The following is an 18,870-nucleotide window of genomic DNA, read 5'->3' on the forward strand; positions in this document are numbered from 1 at the left end:
GTGGCAATGCCACCCGACCGGGCCTTCCGAAACCCTGTACCCCGCCCCGGCCGAAGCCGCAGCGGGGCGTCGCCTCAGCGCTTGGAGAACTGGAACGAACGACGCGCCTTCGCCTTGCCGTACTTCTTGCGCTCGACCACGCGGCTGTCGCGGGTGAGGAAGCCGGCGACCTTCAGGATGCCGCGCAGGCTCGGCTCGTAGTAGGTGAGCGCCCGGCTGATACCGTGACGCAGCGCGCCGGCCTGGCCGGAGAGGCCGCCGCCATTCACCGTGCAATAGACGTCGAACTGGTTGTAGCGGTCGGCCACCAGGAACGGCTGGGTGATCAGCATGCGCAGCACCGGACGCGCGAAATAGGTGCCGACCTTGCGTCCGTTGACGCTGATCTCGCCCTTGCCGGGGAAGATCCACACGCGGGCGATCGCGTTCTTGCGACGGCCGGTGGCGTAGGAGCGGCCCTGCGCGTCGCGCTTCGGCTCACGCACCACGACGTCGTCGGGGGTGACGGCGACACCGGCGGAAACCGCCATGTCCTTGAGGTCGGACAGCGAGCCGGTGCGGGGGGCAGTCTGGGTCTCGGACATGATCAGGCTCCGACCGCTCTGGCGGTGACGGTGTTCTTGCGGTTCATCGCGGCGACATCGAGCGACTTCGGCTGCTGGCCGTCATGCGGATGCACGGTGCCGGCATACACATACAGATGCTTCATCTGCGCGCGCTGCAGCGGCCCGCGGGTGATCATCCGCTCGACCGCCTTGGTGATGATGTGGCCGGGGTTACGACCTTCGAGGCGCTGCGCGATGGTGCGCTGCTTGATGCCGCCGGCATAGCCCGTGTGGTAGTGGAACAGCTTCAGCCCGGCCTTGTTGCCGGTGAGCCGGACCTTCTCGGCGTTGATGACGACGATGTTGTCGCCGCAATCGACATGCGGGGTGAATTGCGGCTTGTGCTTGCCGCGCAGGCGCTCGGCGATGATCGAGGCCAGGCGGCCGAGAACCAGGCCGTCGGCGTCGATCAGGGTCCAGCCCTTCGTCACCTCCGCAGGCTTCAGCGAGAGGGTGGTCTTGGTGATGGACATGCTGTTCCGTCTTGGCAGGTGGGCGCATCGGGCGCCGGTGGACGTGCCCGCGGACACGCCAGGACGCACAAGGGCCCGGCGCACGCGGCATTGGAGCGGCCTTATCCGCGCCGGACACCGCCGCGTCAAGCGCTTCATGCAAAACCCAGTCTGCACAACGGATTTTTCTTGCGGTATCCCGATACCGTAGCCGTCGATCCGTTATCACCGCTGCTGGCGCATGCTGCCACTCCAGGGGAAGATGGCGCATGCCGCACGACGCCATCGGTTCCGCCCGCTTCATCCCGGCCACTGGCGGCCCTGGCCCCGTCCATGTGGTCGGCGCGTCCGGTCGATCCGGCCAGGCACTGGTCCGGGCACTGTCAGCCGGCGGGGTGACGGTCGTGCCGGTGGTGCGAAGCGCCGCCCGGTGGGCCGCCACGGGGATCGCCCTCACCCCCCGCCTTGCCGACCTGGAGCAGCACGACGACGCCCTGGCACTTGCCCTCGCAGGTGCCGGACGCATCGCCAGCACGGTCCATGCGCGCTATGTCGGCCGCATCCTGCAGGCCGCTCCGGCCGATGCCGGCTTCGTGTTCCTGGGCAGCACCCGCAAGTTCACCCGCTGGCCGGATGACCACGGCAACGGCGTGCTGGCCGGCGAACGCGCCTTCCTCAGCTCCGGCCGCCACGGCGTCATGCTGCACCCGACGATGATCTACGGCGCCGAGGGCGAGGACAACGTGCAGCGGCTGGCCGCCCTGTTGAAGCGCCTGCCCATGGTGCCGCTGCCGGGTGGCGGCCGGGCGCTGGTGCAGCCGATCCACCAGTCCGACGTCACCGCCTCGGTGCTCGCCGCCCTTGCCCGACTGTGGAATGGACCGCACAGCCTGGTCATCGCCGGGCCGGACGTCGTCGCCTACCGCCAATTCGCCGCCGCGGTCGCCCTGGCCGCCGGACTGCCGCCGCGCCCGGTGCTGCGGGTCCCGGCCTGGCCGCTGATGCTGGGCGCCCTGCTCGCCCGCCCGATCCCCGGATTGCCCTCAATCGGGCCTGCCGAGATCAGGCGCCTGATGGAGGACAAGGCGTTCGACATCGCCCCGATGCGGACCGAACTCGGCGTTGCCCCAATCAGCCTGGCGGAGGGGCTGGCGCGCACCTTCGCGCGGTGAACAGCCGCTCCGCCTCGGCACGGTCCTCAGGTGTGTTGACGTTGAAGAACGGGTCGAACGGCACGGCAGGGAATTCGACCAGGCGAATGCCCATGGCCTCGGCAAAGGCCCGCACCCCGTAGCCACGCCGTGCGCCGCCGGCCGCGTCGAGTGCGTGTAGGTGCCGCTCGAGCGCACCCCGCCAGGAAACCGGCCACAGTGCCACCAGGTGATGCCGACGCCCTCCCGATACCGCCACCGACGGCGCCGGGGACAGCGCCTGCGCCAGCCGCTCGGGAACGAACGGGGTATCGCCCGGCACGGTCAGCAGCGACGCCGCACCCAGGTCGGCCGCCCATTCCAGTGCGCGCAGCAGACCCGCAAGCGGCCCGATGCCGGCATGACGATCCCGGATCACCGGCAGGCCGAACGGCTCGAACCGACCAGGATTGCCGTTCGCGCTGATTGCGACAGAGCCTGCCGCCGGCTGCAACCGGGCCAGGATGTGCGAGAGGATGGGGATGCCGCCGATCTCGATCAGCGTCTTGTCGAGGCCGCCCAGGCGACGAGCCTCGCCTCCGCAGAGGATCACCGTGAACACGGCGTCCTGCCCGGGCAACTTCAGAATGATCCGCTGGGGCGAACGACGGGGCTCGAACCCGCGACATCCAAGACCACAACCTGGCGCTCTACCAACTGAGCTACGTCCGCCACAGCGGCGCCGGGTTTAGAAGAGCGATGCCGCCCCGTCAATCGACCGCAGCCAGCCTGGTCTCGGGAACATCCGCCAGACCCGCCTCGACGAACCCGCGCAGCCGCGCCAGCGCCTCCTCCAGCACCGACTGCTTCTTGCAGAACGCGAACCGCACGTAGTGGTCTGGCGCCCCGGATCCGGCCCCGGCCGCCCCCGGGCCGCTCCTGTCATAGAACGCCGAGAACGGAATTCCCGTGACGCCGGCGGCCTGCGTCAGGTGCCGGCAGAACGCCACGTCGTCGCCGGCGAAGCCGAGCCCGCGGAAGTCGGCACCGAGGAAATAGCTGCCCTGGGACGGCAGCACCGAGAAGCCGATCTCCTCCAGGCCGGTGGTGAGCAGCCGGCACTTGGCCTCCAGATCCCCGGCGAGCTCGGTGTAGTAGCTGTCGTCGCGATCGAGCCCGACGGCCACCGCGCGCTGCAGGTTCGGCGGCGTGGTGAAGGTGATGTTCTGGTGCGCCTTGGCGACCACCGCGGCGAGTGGCGCGGGCGCGCTGACATAACCGACCTTCCAGCCGGTCAGCGAGAAGCTCTTGCCGGCACTGCCGATGCGGATGCAGCGCTCGCGCATGCCCGGCAGCGTCATCAGCGGGATGTGCCGGGCCGCCCCGAAGGTCAGGTGCTCGTACACCTCGTCGCACACGGCGTAGGCATCGTGCTGCTGCAACAGGCTGGCGATGAAGGCCAACTCGTCCGCGTCGAACACCTTGCCGGCGGGGTTCATCGGCGAGTTGAGCAGGATCGCCTTGGTCCGCGGCCCGAACGCGGCGGCCAGCTCCTCTCGCGGCAGGCGCCATTCCGGCGGCTGCAGCCTAACCAGCTTCGCCACGCCGCCGAGCATCCGCACCACCGGCAGGTAGGTGTCGTACAGCGGCTCGATCAGCACGACCTCGTCGCCCGGATCGATCAGCGCGGTGAGCGACGCCATCAGCGCCTCGGTGGCACCGGACGTCACCACCACCTCGGTCACCGGATCGATCTCGAGCCCGTAGAAGCGCCGATTCGCCCGCGCCACCGCCTGCTTCAGCTCCGGCAGCCCGGTCAGCGGCGGATACTGGTTGCGGTTGTCGAGCAGCGCGTCGGCGGCCGCCCGGACGATGTCCGCCGGCCCCTCGGTATCGGGAAAGCCCTGGCCGAGATTGATCGCGCCGTGCTTGACCGCCAGCGCCGACATGACGGTGAAGATGGTCGTGGGCGCATCGGAAAGCTGGCGGTTCAGCGACTTCATCGGGTTCTGCCTCGGATCGATCGTGGCGCATCATGACGCAAACCGGCGGGTGCCGCGATTGCCCGGACCCGCGTCGCATGCGAACGTGGCATGACCAGGGTGGGCACCGGGAGACCCCGGCAACCTGCCCGCGATCGGAAGGTCCGAGATGAAAAAGATCGAGGCCATCATCAAGCCGTTCAAGCTCGATGAGGTGAAGGAGGCGCTGCACGAGATCGGCCTGCAGGGGATCACCGTTACGGAGGCGAAAGGCTTCGGCCGCCAGAAGGGCCACACCGAGCTCTACCGGGGTGCCGAATACGTCGTCGATTTCCTGCCCAAGGTGAAGATCGAGGTGGTCTGCGACGACCGCATCGCCGAGCGCGCGGTCGAGGCGATCGTCGAGGCCGCCCGTACCGGACGCATCGGCGACGGCAAGATCTTCGTCTCCAGCCTCGAGGAGGTGGTCCGCATCCGCACCGGCGAGCGCGGCGAGGATGCCATCTGATCCAGGCCTCGATCGTCACAAGAACCCAGCCTCGTGGCATGGTGATTGCTCATCGTCAGACGATGATCACCCTCCACGAGACATCGTCGATTCCGAACCGGCCGCAGCGTGCGGCGGTGCAAACAGCAGGTAGTCCCGGATGGCCAAGAAAGCGTCGAACTCCACCCCCGAGCCGATTCCCAGCGCCCCAGTCTCAGGCAGCCCGAGTTCGGGTAGCGTCGCGAAGGTGATGGAGCTGCTGCAGGAGCATTCCGTCGAGTATGTCGACCTGCGCTTCACCGATCCGCGCGGCAAGTGGCACCACACGACGCAGCACATCTCGACCATCGACGAGGAGGTGTTCCGCGACGGCATCATGTTCGACGGCTCCTCGATCGCCGGCTGGAAGGCGATCAACGAGAGCGACATGATCCTGATGCCGGACCCCGAGAGCGCGGTGATGGACCCGTTCTCGGCCAAGCCGCAGATGATCCTGTTCTGCGACATCGTCGAGCCGTCGACCGGCCAGCTCTACAACCGCGATCCGCGCGGCACCGCCAAGCTCGCCGAGGCGTACCTGAAATCGACAGGCATCGGCGACACCGCGTTCTTCGGCCCCGAGGCGGAATTCTTCATCTTCGACAGCGTGAAGTTCGGCAGCGGCCCGAATTTCGCGATGTACCAGCTCGACAGCGTCGAGGGCCCGGGCGCCTCGCTGAAGGACTTCCCGGAAGGCAACATGGGCCATCGCCCGACCGTCAAGGGCGGCTATTTCCCGGTCCCACCGGTCGATAACGAGAGCGACCTGCGCGCCGAGATGCTCTCGACGATGGGCGAGATGGGCCTGCCGATCGAGAAGCACCATCACGAGGTGGCGCAGTCGCAGCACGAGCTCGGCACCAAGTTCGCGACCCTGGTGAAGGCCGCGGACTTCATGCAGATCTACAAGTACTGCGTGCACAACGTCGCCCACTCGTACGGCAAATCGGCGACCTTCATGCCGAAGCCGATCTACGGCGACAACGGCTCGGGCATGCACGTGCACCAGTCGATCTGGAAGGACGGCAAGCCCACCATGGCCGGCAACGGCTATGCCGACCTGTCGGACACGGCACTCTATTACATCGGCGGCATCATCAAGCACGCGAAGGCGCTGAACGCCTTCACCAACCCGTCGACCAACTCGTACAAGCGCCTGATCCCGGGCTTCGAGGCGCCGGTGCTGCTGGCGTATTCGGCGCGCAACCGCTCGGCGTCGTGCCGGATCCCCTACGCGACCAGCCCGAAGGCCAAGCGCATCGAGGTCCGCTTCCCCGATCCGACCGCCAATCCGTATCTCGCCTTCGCGGCGATGCTGATGGCCGGCCTCGACGGCATCCGCAACAAGATCCACCCCGGCGAGGCGATGGACAAGGACCTCTACGACCTGCCGCCGGAGGAGCTGAAGAGCATCCCGACGGTGTGCGGCTCGCTACGTGAGGCGCTCGAGTCGGTCGCTGCCGACCACGAGTTCCTGCTCGCCGGCAACGTCTTCACCGTCGACCAGATCGAGGCCTACTGCGAGATCAAGTGGCAGGAGGTGTACAAGTTCGAGCACACCCCGCACCCGGCCGAGTTCGAGATGTACTACTCGGTCTAGCCAACCCGCGCCGTCGGTCATCCGGCCGACGGCGCACCCGCCCGCTCACCGGGCTATCGATGATGGCCTCCACACCGACACCCACACTCCGCACCGGCCGCCTGATACTGGAGCCGCTGCGTTCGGACCATGCCGCCGAGATGTTCGACGGCCTGTCGGATCCTGCGCTCTACCGCTACCTGGTCGACCTGCCGCCGAGGAGCCCGGCGGCACTCCAGGCCCAATACCGGGAGATCGCCTCGGGGCTCTCGCCGGACGGAGAACAGCTCTGGCACAGCTGGGCGATCCGCCGCAAAACCGACCGCCGTTGCATCGGCACCGTCCAGGCGACGATCCCGCTGGTCGGCGAGCACGAACAGCAGGCGCTGCTCGGCTACATGATCTTCCCCGCCTACTGGCGCCAGGGCTCCGGTCGCGAGGCCCTTTCGGCGATGCTGGATTTCCTGTTCGACTCGGCCGGCTGCGGAAGGGCGGATGCCCTGGTCGACACCCGCAACAACCCCTCGCTCGCCCTGCTCGACAGCCTCGGTTTCCGCACCGTCGGACGCATCGCGAATGCCGACCACTTCGCCGGGTCGACGAGCCACGAATACGAGCTGTCCCTGGACGCGGCGGCCTGGCACGGCGACACCCGGACATGACCTATTTCATCGTGAAGGCGGTGCTGTCCGGCCTGCTGATCGCCGCGGTCTCCACCATCGCCAGCCACCGCCCGGTGTTCGGCGCGCTGGTCGCCTCGCTGCCGCTGATCTCGGTGCTCGGCATGGTCTGGCTCTGGCGCGACACCCACGACAGCGCGCGCATGCAGGCCCATGTCGGTGCCACCTTCTGGTACGTGCTGCCGTCGCTGCCGATGTTCCTGCTGATCCCGGCCCTGATGCGCGCCGGCGTCGGGTTCCCGTGGGCACTCCTGCTCGGCTGCGTGCTGACGGTGCTGCTCTACCTCCTGGTCAGCGCCATCGCACCCAGACTGGGCATCCAACTCTGATCCAGGCCGCAGCCTGGCCAGCGGTCAACGCTCGCCGGACAGCTCGCGACGACTGCGATCGAGCTCCTCGGAGTAGCGCCTGAGAGCGAACTGCTCGGTCAACTCGCCGAGCACCATGCGGCGCTTGGGATCATCCACCACCACCAGCGCGTCCGCCTCGCCGGTCTCGAACAACGCCACCGCCTCCTTCACCGTCATCTGGGGCAGCAGCATCACGTCGGCATAATGCACCAGTTCCTCCAGGCGCGTGACGTTGCCCTCCGCACCATGCAGCTCCGGCACCAGCACCAGCCCGGCATACGCATCATGCTCGTCGACCAGCACGATGCGTTGCGCGGAACCCAGCGGAAAGTCGCGTCGCACCGCGGCCAGCGAACTGTCGCGCCGGATCGTGCGTACCTCGCGACGCATCATCCGGCCGACCGTCAGGGTGCGCATCCAGCCGATATCGACGGCACTGCGGATGCTCTCGCCACGGAGGTGGAAGCGCCAGGTCGCGAATGAATAGCCGAAGGTCCGTCGCACCGTCAGCGACGACACCACCGAGGCTGCCAGCACCGCGCTGGTGAGCGGCAGGCTGCCGGTGCTTTCCAGGGCCAGGAACACCATGGTCAGCGGGCCGCCGACGATCGCCACCGCGAGCGCACTCATGCTGATCAGCGCGCAGACGACCGGCGAGAGCGGGTTGATCGTCACCAGCGCCAGCAGGTCGCCGAACAGCGTGCCGGTCAGCACGCCCAGGAACAGCGACGCAAAGAACAGGCCGCCGCGGAAGCCGGAACCGATCGACACCGCGGACGCCAACGCCTTCAGCACCAGCATGATCGCCACCTGCTGCAGCCCGAACTGCGCATCGAGCCCGAGCCGCATCGCCATGTGGCCGGACGACATCACCGCCGGCGTGATCAGCGCCATCAGCCCGACGATCAGCCCACCGATCGCCGGTCGCAGCCAGACCGGAATGCGCGACTTGCGGAACAGGCTCTCGCACATCGTGACCGCGCGCATGATGGCGATGCCGACCAGCGCCGACACCACGCCGAGTGCCACGATCGGCAGGTAATCGGTGCCGGCGATCGTCACCGGCAGCTGCACCTGCAACGAGGGTGCGGCGTCGCCCAGCACATGCGTCACCAGGATCGCGGCGATCGAGGCCAGCGTCACCGGCGCCAGGTTGACCAGCGCGTAGGTGCCGATCACCAGCTCGAAGGCATAGAAGGCGCCGGCGATCGGAGCATCGAAGGCAGCACCGATGGCGCCCGCAGCGCCGCATCCGACCAGCACGCGGAGATCCTGCCGACGCACCCGGAAGGCACGACCGAGCCTGGAGGCAACGGCGGACCCGATCTGGGTATAGCCGGCTTCCAGCCCGATCGATGCGCCGACGCCGTTCGACAGCACGGTCTGGATCACCACGACCAGGCTGTCGCGCATCGACATGCGGCCGCCATACAGCGCGTTCGCCTCGATCGGATCGACCGGCCGACCCGGCGCATACCGTGCCGCCAGCAACCCGAACAGGCCGAGCGCCAACCCCCCGATCGTCGGCACCAGCACCGCCCGCACCGGATCGAGATGCACGAGCCCGGACAGGCGGCCATTATTGTCGAGCGCGAACAGCACCCGGTGCATCAGCAACGTGACCTCGCTGATGCCGACGACGATCAGCCCGGCGATCACGCCCGTGCAGGCAGCCAGCAGCGCCAGCCAGATCTCGTCGGCACGCACCAGCGCACGCAGCGCCAACGGCGCGTGCAGGACCCAGCCCTTGACCGTCGCTCCCTGGGTGGCGATCCCCGCCCGGATCGCAGCCTGCCGACGATCGAGTGAGAATGCGTCGGCACGCCTGGTTCGGGCGCTGGCCTTCACTCCGGGCGCAACGTCAGCCGTCTTCGATACGGTGGCGCTGTCCGCAGACTTGCCGCGGCGACGCCGATCATCGTCGAGAACGACCGGTGGAACGAGGGGTGGAGAGCCGGACACGGTTACAGCCTTGCAGGGCCACGTCACAGCGCGATGACGCCCGCCGAGACTTCTGACCAGTGCGGCCACGAAGTGCAACGGCCGTCTTGCAGAACGTCGCAAAGGTGTACCCTGCAAGACCCGCCGGCGACGACATCACGGCGCTACGACATTCCGTGGCTATAGCGCCGCCACCTGCATCGGCGGCGCTCCCGGGGATGGCGGCACCGGGATCGGCCCGGGTGGCTCGCCGATCGGCGGTGGCGCGTCCGGATCCTCATCCGGTCCGGGCGGTGGTGGTGACGGCGGCTCCTGGCCGCCGCCGGACGCGAACGCCCCCGATGCCCAGCCCGGCCATCCGCGGTCCATCACCGGATCGACCAGTCGGAAGCGGGTGGGAGCGTGACGTGGCAGATGGCGCATGGTCGGGTCCTCCATGGTCTGTGCATGCCTGGGGTGACAACCTGGGCAAGAGACGACAGTTTCAGGATGGTGCGGCCGTCGGCGCCCGGCGGGGCGGGCCGGCTCGCTGAAGCCAGCATCTATGGACGGCAGGGGATTAACGAACAGTGAACGCCATCGCCAGCATGCGCCAGATCATGCACGACCCGAAGGGCGGCGACCCGGACACGCTCCGCATCGAGACCGGTCCGGTACCCGAACCCCGCCCCGGCGAGGTGCTGATCCGTGTCCTCGCCGCCGGCATCAACCGCCCCGACCTGATGCAGCGCCAGGGTCTGTATCCGCCGCCGCCGGACGCCAGCCCGCTGCTGGGACTCGAGGTCGCCGGCACCGTCGTGGCGATCGGACCCGGAGCGGCCGAGCCCGCACCCTTCCGGATCGGCGACCAGGTTTGCGCGCTGACCAACGGCGGTGGCTACGCCGAGTACTGCACGGCTCCTGTCGGCCAGTGCCTGCCCTGGCCCGCCGGCTACGACGCCCCCCGGGCCGCTGCATTGCCCGAGACCTATTTCACCGTCTGGTCGAACCTGTTCCGCACCGGCCACCTGGCCGCCGGCGAGACCGTGCTGGTGCATGGCGGCACCAGCGGGATCGGCGCCACCGCGATCCAGCTGGCCCGCAGCTTCGGCGCACGCGTGATCGCGACGGCCGGCACTGCGGAGAAGTGCGCGACCTGCCTGACGCTCGGGGCCGAGGCTGCCATCAACTACCGCGAGGAGGATTTCGCCGAGCGCGTCCAAACCCTCACACACGGGCAAGGCGTCGACATCGTGCTGGACATCGTCGGCGCCCCCTACCTTGCCCGCAACATCGACAGCCTGGCCGATCTCGGCCGCCTGGTGCTGGTGGCCGTCCAGGGTGGCGCCAAGGCGGAAGCCCTCGACCTGCGCCGGATCATGACCCGCCGCCTCACCCTGACCGGCACGACGATGCGGCCGCGCACTCCCGCCTTCAAGGCGGAGATCGCCGAGGCGCTGCGGCAGAATGTCTGGCCGCTGCTCGATGCCGGCACGGTGCGACCGATACTGCACCGGGTGTTCCCGATGGCCGAGGTTGCGGCGGCGCACCGGATGATGGAACAGGGCGACCATTCCGGCCGCATCATCCTCGACATGACCACCGGCGCCGCCCCGGAGCGGGCGCCGGATCGCGCCCCGGAAGGCGCCCCGGAAGGCGTCCCGTGAAGCTGGCCGTCGTCGAACGCGGTCCGGACGCCCCGGAGCCGCGCCGCCGGCCGCCGATCGTGCTGTTGCACGGCCTGTTCGGGCGGGCGCGCAACCTCGGCTATTTCCAGCGCCGCCTCGCCGTCGGCCGCCGGACGCTCGCGATCGACCTGCGCAACCACGGCGACAGCCCGCACGGCCAGATGGACTACACCAGCATGGCGTTCGACCTGCTGGAGACGCTGGCCGAGCACGACGCCCTGCCCGCCACCCTGGTCGGCCACTCGATGGGCGGCAAGGCGGCGATGACGCTGGCCCTCACCCGTCCGGAAGCGGTCGCCAGCCTGCTGGTCGCCGACATCCCGCCGGCCCGCACCGGCCACGGCACGTTCTCCCTCGCCGAGGACATGATGCGGGTCCGCTTCCCGCCCTACCTCAACCGCACCGCCGCGGATGCGCTGCTGCAGCCGGTCATCACCGACGCCGACGTGCGCAACCTGATGCTGCAGAACCTGCGGCTCGGGGAGAATCCCGGCTGGGTGATCGGGCTCGCCGAGATCGTGCAGTCCATGACCAACATCGAGGGCTGGCCGTACATCCCCGAGGGCCATCGCTATGACGGCCCGACCCTGTTCCTGGCCGGCGAGCGCTCGCCCTACATCCGCCCGGAGGACCATCCGGCGATGCAGCGGCTGTTCCCGCACCACCGCTTCGAGGTCATCGAGCAGGCCGGCCACTGGCTGCACGTGGAGAATCCGGCGCGCTTCCTGCAGCTCCTCGGGGAGTTCACCGAGGCGTTTCCCTAGGGTCGTAAACCCCCTCGACGTGCGGCCCGCGGCTGCCATCGGAGATCGGGTCGACGGACGCTGCCAGCCGCCTTGCGCCTTATTCCGGTCAGTGGCGAGACCCGCCGGACCCTCGACGGCGGAACTCGCGCAACAGGGCCGTAACTGCTGGGGTGTTGGACAGCCCTGCGACAGCTTTTCGGCGCATCGGGATGAAGAGAAGACGATCAGGTCTCGGGTGGGTCTGCCCGAATGCAGTTCGGCACCGTCACTCACGCCGGGAAGAGCTGCGTTTCGTAAGCCACTGCCGGCGGGATACCGCAGCCACACCTCTATCTTTCGATCGTAGCCATCGGGGACCACTCACTCCGTCACCTGTCTGCCTTGCGACGGCGCAGCGATCAGTGGAGGTGCTTCTGCATCACGACGAACTTCAGGTCATCGCGGTTGGGAACGCCGAAGCGGGCGTCCTCGTACGGGAACGGCTCGATTTCCCCGGTCGGCTCGTAACCCCGTCGTTCGTACCAGGCGATCAGGCTGTCGCGCACGTTCACGACGGTCATCCGGATCGACCGGCCACCCCGGTCCCGCACCCACTGCTCCGCAGCCGTGAGCAGTTGCCGTCCGAGGCCGACATTCTGCAGGCGCGGGTCGACGGTAAGCGAGCCGAGATACCAGGCATCGTCGGCCAAAGGCTGAAGCCAGACACAGCCTTGGACATCTTCCGCCATGCGCCACGCCAGGAGAACGGCGTCGGGCCTTGCAACGATCTCCTCGCGAAGCAGCGCCTCGCTGGTCCTGTCGCCGGACATGTAATCCGCCTCACTGTTCCAGCCGGACCCGGTTCCGGTTCCGCGATAGGCACGGTTCATCAGCGTGACGATGCCCGGGACGTCCGCATCGACGGCGACCTGCAGGCTTGCGACCGCATGCGCCCGTGCCCTGGCATTCAGGGATCGGGCCTCCATCCGTTCCTCGATCATGGCGACCTGATCCAGGAACGAGCCCGAGAGGCCCTGCAGAACCTCTCTGACGGCGGCCTCGACCAGCGGCCAGACCTTACGCTTTGATCTGTCCAGCGCCTGCTGGCCGGCCGGTGACAGCGCCACGGTGCTCTGTCGCCGATCGGTTTCGCCGCGGTCGATCGTCACCAGCCCGGACCGTGCCAGCCTGTTGGCATTCTTGGTGATGGCCGGCTGGCTCATCTGCATAGCTCGAGCGAGAGCGCCGATCGCCATCGGACCCTGCTCCTCCAAAGTGACAAGAAGGGGATACTGCCCCGGCTGGATCGGGATGCCGGCCGCATGCGCCACCAGCAGGACGTCGGTCTGCATTCGTTCCGCCAACCGCTTGAGGCGGCTACCGAGAAACAGGTGCGGTCGGTCACGAACGATATCCGCCGGCATGTCAGGCCCCAGAGTTGCATAACCGGTTATGCTTTACCGGCAGAGAGCCGTCCAGGTTGGGCACTGTCGCGGGGCATCGCCTTGAAACGACGCATGGTCCAGTGTCGCACCCCGGATTGCCGATCCGAGACAGGATCTGAGCATGGTTGACGGCTGACCTTTCACGGCCTGGAGGATGGCGATTGCCACGTGATACCGGACCAGTCGAGCCCGGACGCGGCGAGTCGTGCGGCGCTGCTCAACCGGTGCTGGTCATTGCATTCACGACCTTCGCGCCACCACCCTTGGCCGCCGGCTTGCCCTCGTCCGCCGCCCGCCAGAGATACCAGGCCGCCATCGAGCGATGCGGGCTCCAGGCCTGGGCGATCTCGCGGAGCGCCTTCGGTGTCGGCTGGCGGTCGAGGCGCTTGATCAGCCGGTAGCCCTCGCGCACGCCGAAATCGTCGATCGGCATCACGTCACGGCGTCCGAGGCTGAAGATCAGCAGCATCTCGACCGTCCAGCGTCCGATCCCGCGCAGGCTGACCAGGCGCTCGATCAGCAAATCGTCCGACATCCGCGCCGCCTGCGCCCGCGTCGGCACGATGCCGGCCAGCCGCGCCTCGCACACCGCCCGCATCGCCGCACTCTTGGAGCCGGAGAAGCCGCACCCGCGCAGCGCCTCGTCCGAAAGTCCCAGCACCATCTCCGGTGTCGGGAACGGCGTGTCGCCGAGTGCCACCAGCCGCCCCAGGATCGCCTCGGCGGCGCGTCCGTGCAGCTGCTGGTGGGCGATCGCGCGGATCAGGCTCTCGAACGGCTCGCGCGCCCGGTCCACCGTCAGGCCACAGCGTCCGACACGGCGGATCAAGGCGGCCAGGTCGTCGTCCTGGGCGATCAGGTGGCGCCGGCCTGCATCGCGTCCACTGGCCCGGGGCTCGGGCAACGGGGCGTCCGGCGCCTGCATGATCGCGGCCGGGGTATGTTCGGGAGCCGCGAGCGGATTGGATTTGCGGCGCGGGATGCGCTTCGGAGGTGACACGTCGTTCATCCGATCAGACAGGTGGTGGCGGAGCCGCGGCCCAGCTGGCAGAATAGGCTCCAGGCTTAACCGACCATAGGCGGGCCGGCGGCGGACCGGAGCCTGCCAGCCAGCAGCAACGTCGCGGGCGATCAGGCGGAGACACCCGACTACGACATGGCTGATCGCGTCGCTCCCTCGGACCCGAAGTCGGGCCCCTCTCGCCGGCCGACCACGCTCTCGACCTCCGCCAGGGCGCTCGCCCGGCGCTCGGCATGGGGGCTGGTGGCGCTGGAACCGCGCGGCACTGCGCCACGCGTGGTTGCGTCCCAGCGTTTCGCCGACGCGGCTGGTCGTATCCCTGCCGGCCGCCTCGAGCTGGCCGGGCTGCCGCTGGCCCGGCGCATCCGCACCCAGCGCACCCATCTCGAGACCTTGCTCGGCGGTTCGGCCGCGCTGCATGTCGGGCTTCTGGTGCTGCTGGCGATCCTCTATGCGCGCCAGGGCCGGCTGAAGCCGCCATCCGACCAGACGCAGGTGCAGATGGTCTTCGGCCAGAGTGGCATGGCCGGCAACGATTCGCCGGATGCCGGTGGCGGCGGTAAGCCGGCGGCCGCGGCACCTACCCCCACGCCCGCACCGCCGACACCGATCACACCGCCTGCCCCGCCGCCGGAGCAGCAGCAACCGACGGTCAATACGGAACTGCCGCCGCCGCCGCCGCCGGTGCCTGTCCCTGATTTCGTCCCGATGCCGCCACCGCCGCCGCCGATCGAGGCGCCCGAGAAGCCGGAAGCGCATCAGACCCAGCCGGTGCGCATCCCGCTCCGGACCATGCGGCCACAGACCCATGCCACGCGCACTTCGCCGTTCTCCAACCCGATGGACCTGTCGTTCTCCGAGGCGCCCGGTCCGCAGCGCGCCCGCACCGGTCGCCCCGGCGGATCGCATGCGCCTGTCGATCTGTCTCTGGGGCCACTCGTCAAGAACGGCCGGCTGAACACGCCGTTTGCCACCGTGGGTGTCCAGGGCTCGAACGATGACTACGACAGCGAGATCGAGAGCTGGATCCACCGGCACATCTACTACCCGCAGGAGGCGGCGGAACGTGGCGAGGAAGGCCCGACCCGCGTCCACGTCGTGCTCGGCCGTGACGGGAAGGTGAAGAGCGTGCAGCTGATCGGGTCGTCCGGGTCCTATACCCTCGATGATGCGACGCAGGGCATGTTCCGCAACGCCAAGCTCCCGCCGATGCCGCCGGACATCACCGACGACCACTACGACATCGACTTCACCCTCACCTACGTCCTGACCCGCTGACGCCGTACCCGGATCTGCGGCTGCAGTGACACGCTCGGCGTGATCCCGGCCGGGGTACGCCCGGCTACGGGCCGGTTTGCTCGCCCTGGAACGGCGCCACCATGATCTCGTGCGCCCGCTTGCGCGCCTGGACGATGTCGTAGCTGTTCTGCATCCGCATCAGCGTGTCCATCGGGACGCCGAACGCCTTGTCCAGCCGCACCGCCATCTCGGGCGACAGCTGCGCGCGCTGGTTCAGCAGCGCCGAGATGGCCGCGCGGGTCACGCCAAGCACCCGCGCCGCATCCGTCACCGACAGCCCGAGCGCCTCGACGATCTCGCTCTTCACGAACCCGCCGGGATGGGCGGGGGTCTTCATCCGAATGCCCTGCAGCACGCTCATGACCACCTCCTAGCGGTGCTCCTCGTAGTCCAGTTCGATCTCGATCTCGTCCTGATCGATGCGGAACGTGAGGCGCCAGTTCCGCGTCACCGACAGGCTCCAGGTGCCCTTGCGATCACCTGTCGGCAGATGCGCCTTCCAACCCGATACCGTCCGCAATTCGTCTTGGCGTTCCATGTCCTGGAGGAAGGAGACGATGCGTCGGAGCTTCTCCACGACTGCCGCCTTTACGCCGGATGCGTCGTCATCCTCGATCAGGCGGCGCAGGCCGTTGTGGACCACGGTCCTGGTCCAAGACCCCCCTCTCTTGCCTACTCCGCAACCCGCGGCCGCCGCCGCAGCACCCGCAGCATCCGCCCGTCGATCACCGCGAGCCCGGCGCCGATGATCGCGATGCCGGCGATGTCGCGTGCGGTCACCGGCTCGGCCAGGAACGCGACCCCCAGCAGCAGCGCGCTGACTGGCACCAGGAAGGTGACCATCGCCGCCCGGGTCGCGCCGGACGAGGCCAGGATCCGGAAATACAGCAGGTAGGCGAGTGCCGTGCTCAGCAGCGCGATGCCGAGCAGCGCCGCCCAGCCCGATGCCGGCAGCGGCGGCAGCGTCCAGAACCGATCGCCAAACACCGCGAAGGGCAGCGTCACGATGGCCGCCCCGCTCATCTGGCCGGCCGCGAACTGCAGCGGCGCCACGCCATGCACCCGGCGCGCCAGCACCCCGCCAACCGCATAAGTGATCGTCGCGCCGACACAGGCGAGCTCCGGGAGCAGGTCCGACACCCCCGACCCGGACATGCCCCCGACCGGCAGGCTCGGCGCGATCAGCACCAGCACCCCGGCCAGCCCGAAGATCGCGCCGACCAGCGTCCGCCAGGTGAGCCGCTCGTCGCGGGTGGCGAAATGCGCCACCAGGGCGGTCACGATCGGTGTCGGCGAGTTCAGGATCGCGGCCAGCCCGCTGCTGATCCGCTGCTCGCTCCAGGCGAACAGGCAGAACGGCAGCGCACTGCTCAGCGCCCCCAGCAGCAGGAACCAGCCGACCAGACGCGGCGTGGGACGCAACGGGTTGCCGCGCGCGAGCAGCACCGCATGCAGCACCAGGGCCGCGATCCCCACGCGACCCAGCACCAGCGTGAACGGCGGCAGCACCGGCGCCAGCAGCTTGTAGAAGAAGAACGAGCCGCCCCACAGGAACGACAGCCCGACCAGCATCAGCCAGTCGCGCGCGGGGATCGGCGCGCCGTGCACGAGAGTGATCCGGCTGTTCATGCTGCGCCCGTGGAACCCGGCGTCGGTCGTGGCAGCGAGCGGGCCACCGTAGACAGCACCTCCTCCTGGAAATCGAGCTCGCGGCCAAGGGCGCGCTCGGTCTCGTCGTTGATCTCGAACGACCGGCTCATCCGCTCCAGCGCGTGCCGCTCGAGCCGCAGCACGCGCAGCCGGAAGCTGGTCTCCAGCCGGTGCCGGCGCAGCGTCCGCTCGACCGCGTCGGCCTCGGAGCCGCAACCCTCCGGATCGACCACCGCCCGCAGCCGCAGCTCGCGCGCCTGGAACTCGGCCAGCACCCCCGAGAGCACGGTCCTGCGCTCCTCCGGCAGCACATCCAGGCCGTGCCGGTCATCGGCATCGGCGTGCGGCGCCAGGTCATCGCCGGCGGGCTCCTCGTCCTCATGCAGCGCCAGCTCGTGCTCGGCCGCGTCGATCGCAACCTGTGCGACCGCCAGCCGGGCACGGTCCACCTCCTGCTGCCGGTGATCGATGTCGGGCACCTCCACACCGCGCAGCAGCGGAGGCAGGCATGTCGCCGCCAGCAGCAGCGACGCCAGGATGACGCCGACGGCCAGCGTCACCACCGCGTCCCGGCCGGGGAAATCGTCTCCCAGCGACAACACCGCCGCCAGGGTGATGGCGCCGCGCACTCCGGCCACCGACATCGCCACCACCAGCCTCGGCTGCGGCCGCGACACCGCGCGCCGCGGCGCCGACAGCACCCGCCCGCGTGTGAAGCGGACCGCGTCACGCAGCGCCACCGAGAAGCAGATCCAGACGAAGCGCAGCGCCACCAGCACCATGGTGATCACCAGGATGGTCAGCAGCAGCCGCGCCGGCGACACCCCCACCCGTGCGATCAGCGCGTGGCCGCCGCGGGCCAGGCGCGGCAGCTCCAGCCCGAGCAGCAGGAAGATCAGCCCGTTGAAGCTGGTGATGAGGATGCTCCAGACCGCAGTGGAGCGGAGCCGGATCTCGTGCCGGGTGCTGTTGATGACGCGCGACTGCTTCAGCGTGAGGCCCGCCGATACCGCGGCCAGGATGCCCGAGGCGCCCAGATGCTCGGCGCCGAGATAGGCCGCGAAAGGCAGCAGCAGCGGGATCATGATCGCGCCGATGCCGTCCTCGCGCCCATGCCGGACCAGCAGCCTGACGCCCAGCGCCAGGATCAGCGCCAGCACCGCGCCGATCGCCAGCCCGGCAAGCGACATCACCACGAAGGCTCCGGAAGCATGCGCCAGCGAGAACGAGCCGGTCATCGCCGCCGCCACCGCGAACTTGAAGCACACCAGCCCGGAGGCGTCGTTCAGCAGCGCCTCGCCGGACAGGATGTGCATGAAGCGCTGCGGCACCGCGCGGCCCTCGAGCATGCCCCCCACCGCCACCGCGTCGGTCGGCGACAACACCGCCGCGAGGGCGAAGCAGACGGCCAGCTGCATCTGCGGGATCAGCCAGTGCAGGAAGGTGCCGCAGCCCACCGTGGTGAACAGCACCAGCCCGAACGCCAGCATCAGGATCGGCCAGCCCAGCGCACGCAGCTCGCGCACCGGCATCAGGTACGCCTCGGAGAACAGCAGCGGTGGGATGAACAGCAGCATGAACACGTCGGGCTCGAAATGCACATGCACCCCGAGCAGGCTGACCCCGACGCCGAGTGCGATCTGCAGCAGCGGCAGCGGCACCCGCAGCAGGGCGGCCAGCGGCAGGCTGAGCGTCACCACGAACAGCAGCAGGAACACGGTGGTGGCGATATGCACTCGGGGGGCCTCCGGGCGCTGGGGGTGACGGCCGCCGACGGACCATGCGCGGGCGGAAGGTGTCAAACCGCCCGGCCGATGG

General features: G+C 69.0%; 20 protein-coding genes and 1 tRNA gene. 8 read left to right on the plus strand and 13 right to left on the minus strand.

What is annotated here, in order from left to right:
• Window positions 1-74 precede the first annotated feature (74 nt).
• Both rpsI and rplM read right to left on the minus strand, forming a co-directional pair.
• Window positions 75-584, minus strand: a complete 510-nt coding sequence (rpsI, locus tag ACOEQ2_RS02145; RefSeq protein ID WP_419729753.1) for a 30S ribosomal protein S9 — start codon at window positions 582-584, stop codon at window positions 75-77.
• A gap of 2 nt (window positions 585-586) precedes the next feature.
• Window positions 587-1,078 (minus strand): 50S ribosomal protein L13, encoded by a 492-nt coding sequence (gene rplM, locus ACOEQ2_RS02150; protein ID WP_419729754.1) that lies wholly within the window; start codon window positions 1,076-1,078, stop codon window positions 587-589.
• 248 nt (window positions 1,079-1,326) lie between these two features.
• Here rplM and ACOEQ2_RS02155 point away from each other — a divergent pair, with 248 nt between their 5' ends.
• A complete protein-coding gene (locus ACOEQ2_RS02155; RefSeq protein WP_419729755.1) occupies window positions 1,327-2,229 on the plus strand; it encodes an SDR family oxidoreductase in 903 nt (300 codons plus the stop codon).
• Here ACOEQ2_RS02155 and mobA read toward each other — a convergent pair.
• The 3 genes from mobA to ACOEQ2_RS02170 form a co-directional block, all read right to left on the minus strand.
• Window positions 2,189-2,827 carry a molybdenum cofactor guanylyltransferase gene (gene mobA / locus ACOEQ2_RS02160; protein ID WP_419729756.1) on the minus strand — a complete coding sequence of 213 codons (639 nt, stop codon included), beginning with the start codon at window positions 2,825-2,827 and terminating at the stop codon, window positions 2,189-2,191. The genes ACOEQ2_RS02155 and mobA overlap by 41 nt on opposite strands.
• A gap of 16 nt (window positions 2,828-2,843) precedes the next feature.
• Window positions 2,844-2,919: transfer RNA gene (locus ACOEQ2_RS02165), tRNA-His, on the minus strand.
• A gap of 38 nt (window positions 2,920-2,957) precedes the next feature.
• Window positions 2,958-4,190, minus strand: coding sequence for an aminotransferase (locus ACOEQ2_RS02170; RefSeq protein ID WP_419729757.1), 1,233 nt, complete (start codon window positions 4,188-4,190; stop codon window positions 2,958-2,960).
• 148 nt (window positions 4,191-4,338) lie between these two features.
• Here ACOEQ2_RS02170 and ACOEQ2_RS02175 point away from each other — a divergent pair, with 148 nt between their 5' ends.
• The 4 genes from ACOEQ2_RS02175 (at window position 4,339) to ACOEQ2_RS02190 (ending at window position 7,283) form a co-directional block, all read left to right on the plus strand.
• Window positions 4,339-4,677: a P-II family nitrogen regulator gene (locus ACOEQ2_RS02175; protein ID WP_171835952.1), complete on the plus strand. Its 339-nt coding sequence runs from the start codon at window positions 4,339-4,341 to the stop codon at window positions 4,675-4,677.
• Between the two features lie 139 nt (window positions 4,678-4,816).
• Entirely contained in the window at window positions 4,817-6,295 is a 1,479-nt protein-coding gene (gene glnA / locus ACOEQ2_RS02180; protein WP_419729758.1) for a type I glutamate--ammonia ligase, read from the plus strand.
• A gap of 59 nt (window positions 6,296-6,354) precedes the next feature.
• Window positions 6,355-6,936: a GNAT family N-acetyltransferase gene (locus ACOEQ2_RS02185; RefSeq protein WP_419729759.1), complete on the plus strand. Its 582-nt coding sequence runs from the start codon at window positions 6,355-6,357 to the stop codon at window positions 6,934-6,936.
• On the plus strand, window positions 6,933-7,283 hold the full coding sequence (locus ACOEQ2_RS02190) for a DUF3147 family protein (RefSeq protein ID WP_419729760.1): 351 nt from the start codon (window positions 6,933-6,935) through the stop codon (window positions 7,281-7,283). The genes ACOEQ2_RS02185 and ACOEQ2_RS02190 overlap by 4 nt, the downstream gene beginning before the upstream one ends.
• Window positions 7,284-7,307: 24 nt before the next feature.
• Here ACOEQ2_RS02190 and ACOEQ2_RS02195 read toward each other — a convergent pair whose 3' ends face one another.
• Both ACOEQ2_RS02195 and ACOEQ2_RS02200 read right to left on the minus strand, forming a co-directional pair.
• Entirely contained in the window at window positions 7,308-9,077 is a 1,770-nt protein-coding gene (locus ACOEQ2_RS02195) for a chloride channel protein (protein WP_419731109.1), read from the minus strand.
• Window positions 9,078-9,425: 348 nt separating this feature from the next.
• Entirely contained in the window at window positions 9,426-9,668 is a 243-nt protein-coding gene (locus ACOEQ2_RS02200; protein ID WP_419729761.1) for a hypothetical protein, read from the minus strand.
• A gap of 164 nt (window positions 9,669-9,832) precedes the next feature.
• Between ACOEQ2_RS02200 and ACOEQ2_RS02205 the strand changes: the two genes are divergently transcribed.
• Entirely contained in the window at window positions 9,833-10,891 is a 1,059-nt protein-coding gene (locus ACOEQ2_RS02205; RefSeq protein ID WP_419731110.1) for an NAD(P)H-quinone oxidoreductase, read from the plus strand.
• Window positions 10,888-11,676 (plus strand): alpha/beta fold hydrolase, encoded by a 789-nt coding sequence (locus ACOEQ2_RS02210; protein ID WP_419729762.1) that lies wholly within the window; start codon window positions 10,888-10,890, stop codon window positions 11,674-11,676. The genes ACOEQ2_RS02205 and ACOEQ2_RS02210 overlap by 4 nt, the downstream gene beginning before the upstream one ends.
• 380 nt (window positions 11,677-12,056) lie before the next feature.
• Here ACOEQ2_RS02210 and ACOEQ2_RS02215 read toward each other — a convergent pair whose 3' ends face one another.
• Window positions 12,057-12,989 carry a GNAT family N-acetyltransferase gene (locus tag ACOEQ2_RS02215; protein WP_419729763.1) on the minus strand — a complete coding sequence of 311 codons (933 nt, stop codon included), beginning with the start codon at window positions 12,987-12,989 and terminating at the stop codon, window positions 12,057-12,059.
• A gap of 310 nt (window positions 12,990-13,299) precedes the next feature.
• The gene (locus ACOEQ2_RS02220) at window positions 13,300-14,007 is read right to left on the minus strand and encodes a DNA-3-methyladenine glycosylase family protein (RefSeq protein WP_419731111.1); all 708 of its coding nucleotides are present in this window, start codon (window positions 14,005-14,007) and stop codon (window positions 13,300-13,302) included.
• A 231-nt stretch (window positions 14,008-14,238) separates the two neighbouring features.
• Here ACOEQ2_RS02220 and ACOEQ2_RS02225 point away from each other — a divergent pair, with 231 nt between their 5' ends.
• The gene (locus ACOEQ2_RS02225; protein ID WP_419729764.1) at window positions 14,239-15,381 is read left to right on the plus strand and encodes an energy transducer TonB; all 1,143 of its coding nucleotides are present in this window, start codon (window positions 14,239-14,241) and stop codon (window positions 15,379-15,381) included.
• A 64-nt stretch (window positions 15,382-15,445) separates the two neighbouring features.
• On the opposite strand, the gene ACOEQ2_RS02230 is transcribed toward ACOEQ2_RS02225, so the two are convergent.
• The 4 genes from ACOEQ2_RS02230 to ACOEQ2_RS02245 are packed head-to-tail and all read right to left on the minus strand — an operon-like array spanning window position 15,446 to window position 18,788.
• Window positions 15,446-15,763, minus strand: coding sequence for a HigA family addiction module antitoxin (locus tag ACOEQ2_RS02230; RefSeq protein ID WP_419729765.1), 318 nt, complete (start codon window positions 15,761-15,763; stop codon window positions 15,446-15,448).
• Between the two features lie 9 nt (window positions 15,764-15,772).
• Window positions 15,773-16,045: a type II toxin-antitoxin system RelE/ParE family toxin gene (locus ACOEQ2_RS02235; protein WP_419729766.1), complete on the minus strand. Its 273-nt coding sequence runs from the start codon at window positions 16,043-16,045 to the stop codon at window positions 15,773-15,775.
• A gap of 29 nt (window positions 16,046-16,074) precedes the next feature.
• The gene (locus ACOEQ2_RS02240; protein ID WP_419729767.1) at window positions 16,075-17,031 is read right to left on the minus strand and encodes a DMT family transporter; all 957 of its coding nucleotides are present in this window, start codon (window positions 17,029-17,031) and stop codon (window positions 16,075-16,077) included.
• Entirely contained in the window at window positions 17,028-18,788 is a 1,761-nt protein-coding gene (locus ACOEQ2_RS02245) for a Na+/H+ antiporter (protein WP_419729768.1), read from the minus strand. The genes ACOEQ2_RS02240 and ACOEQ2_RS02245 overlap by 4 nt, the downstream gene beginning before the upstream one ends.
• Between the last annotated feature and the right edge of the window lie 82 nt (window positions 18,789-18,870).

The sequence above is a fragment of the Lichenicola sp. genome (genome assembly GCF_965198575.1).
Lineage (GTDB): Bacteria > Pseudomonadota > Alphaproteobacteria > Acetobacterales > Acetobacteraceae > Lichenicola.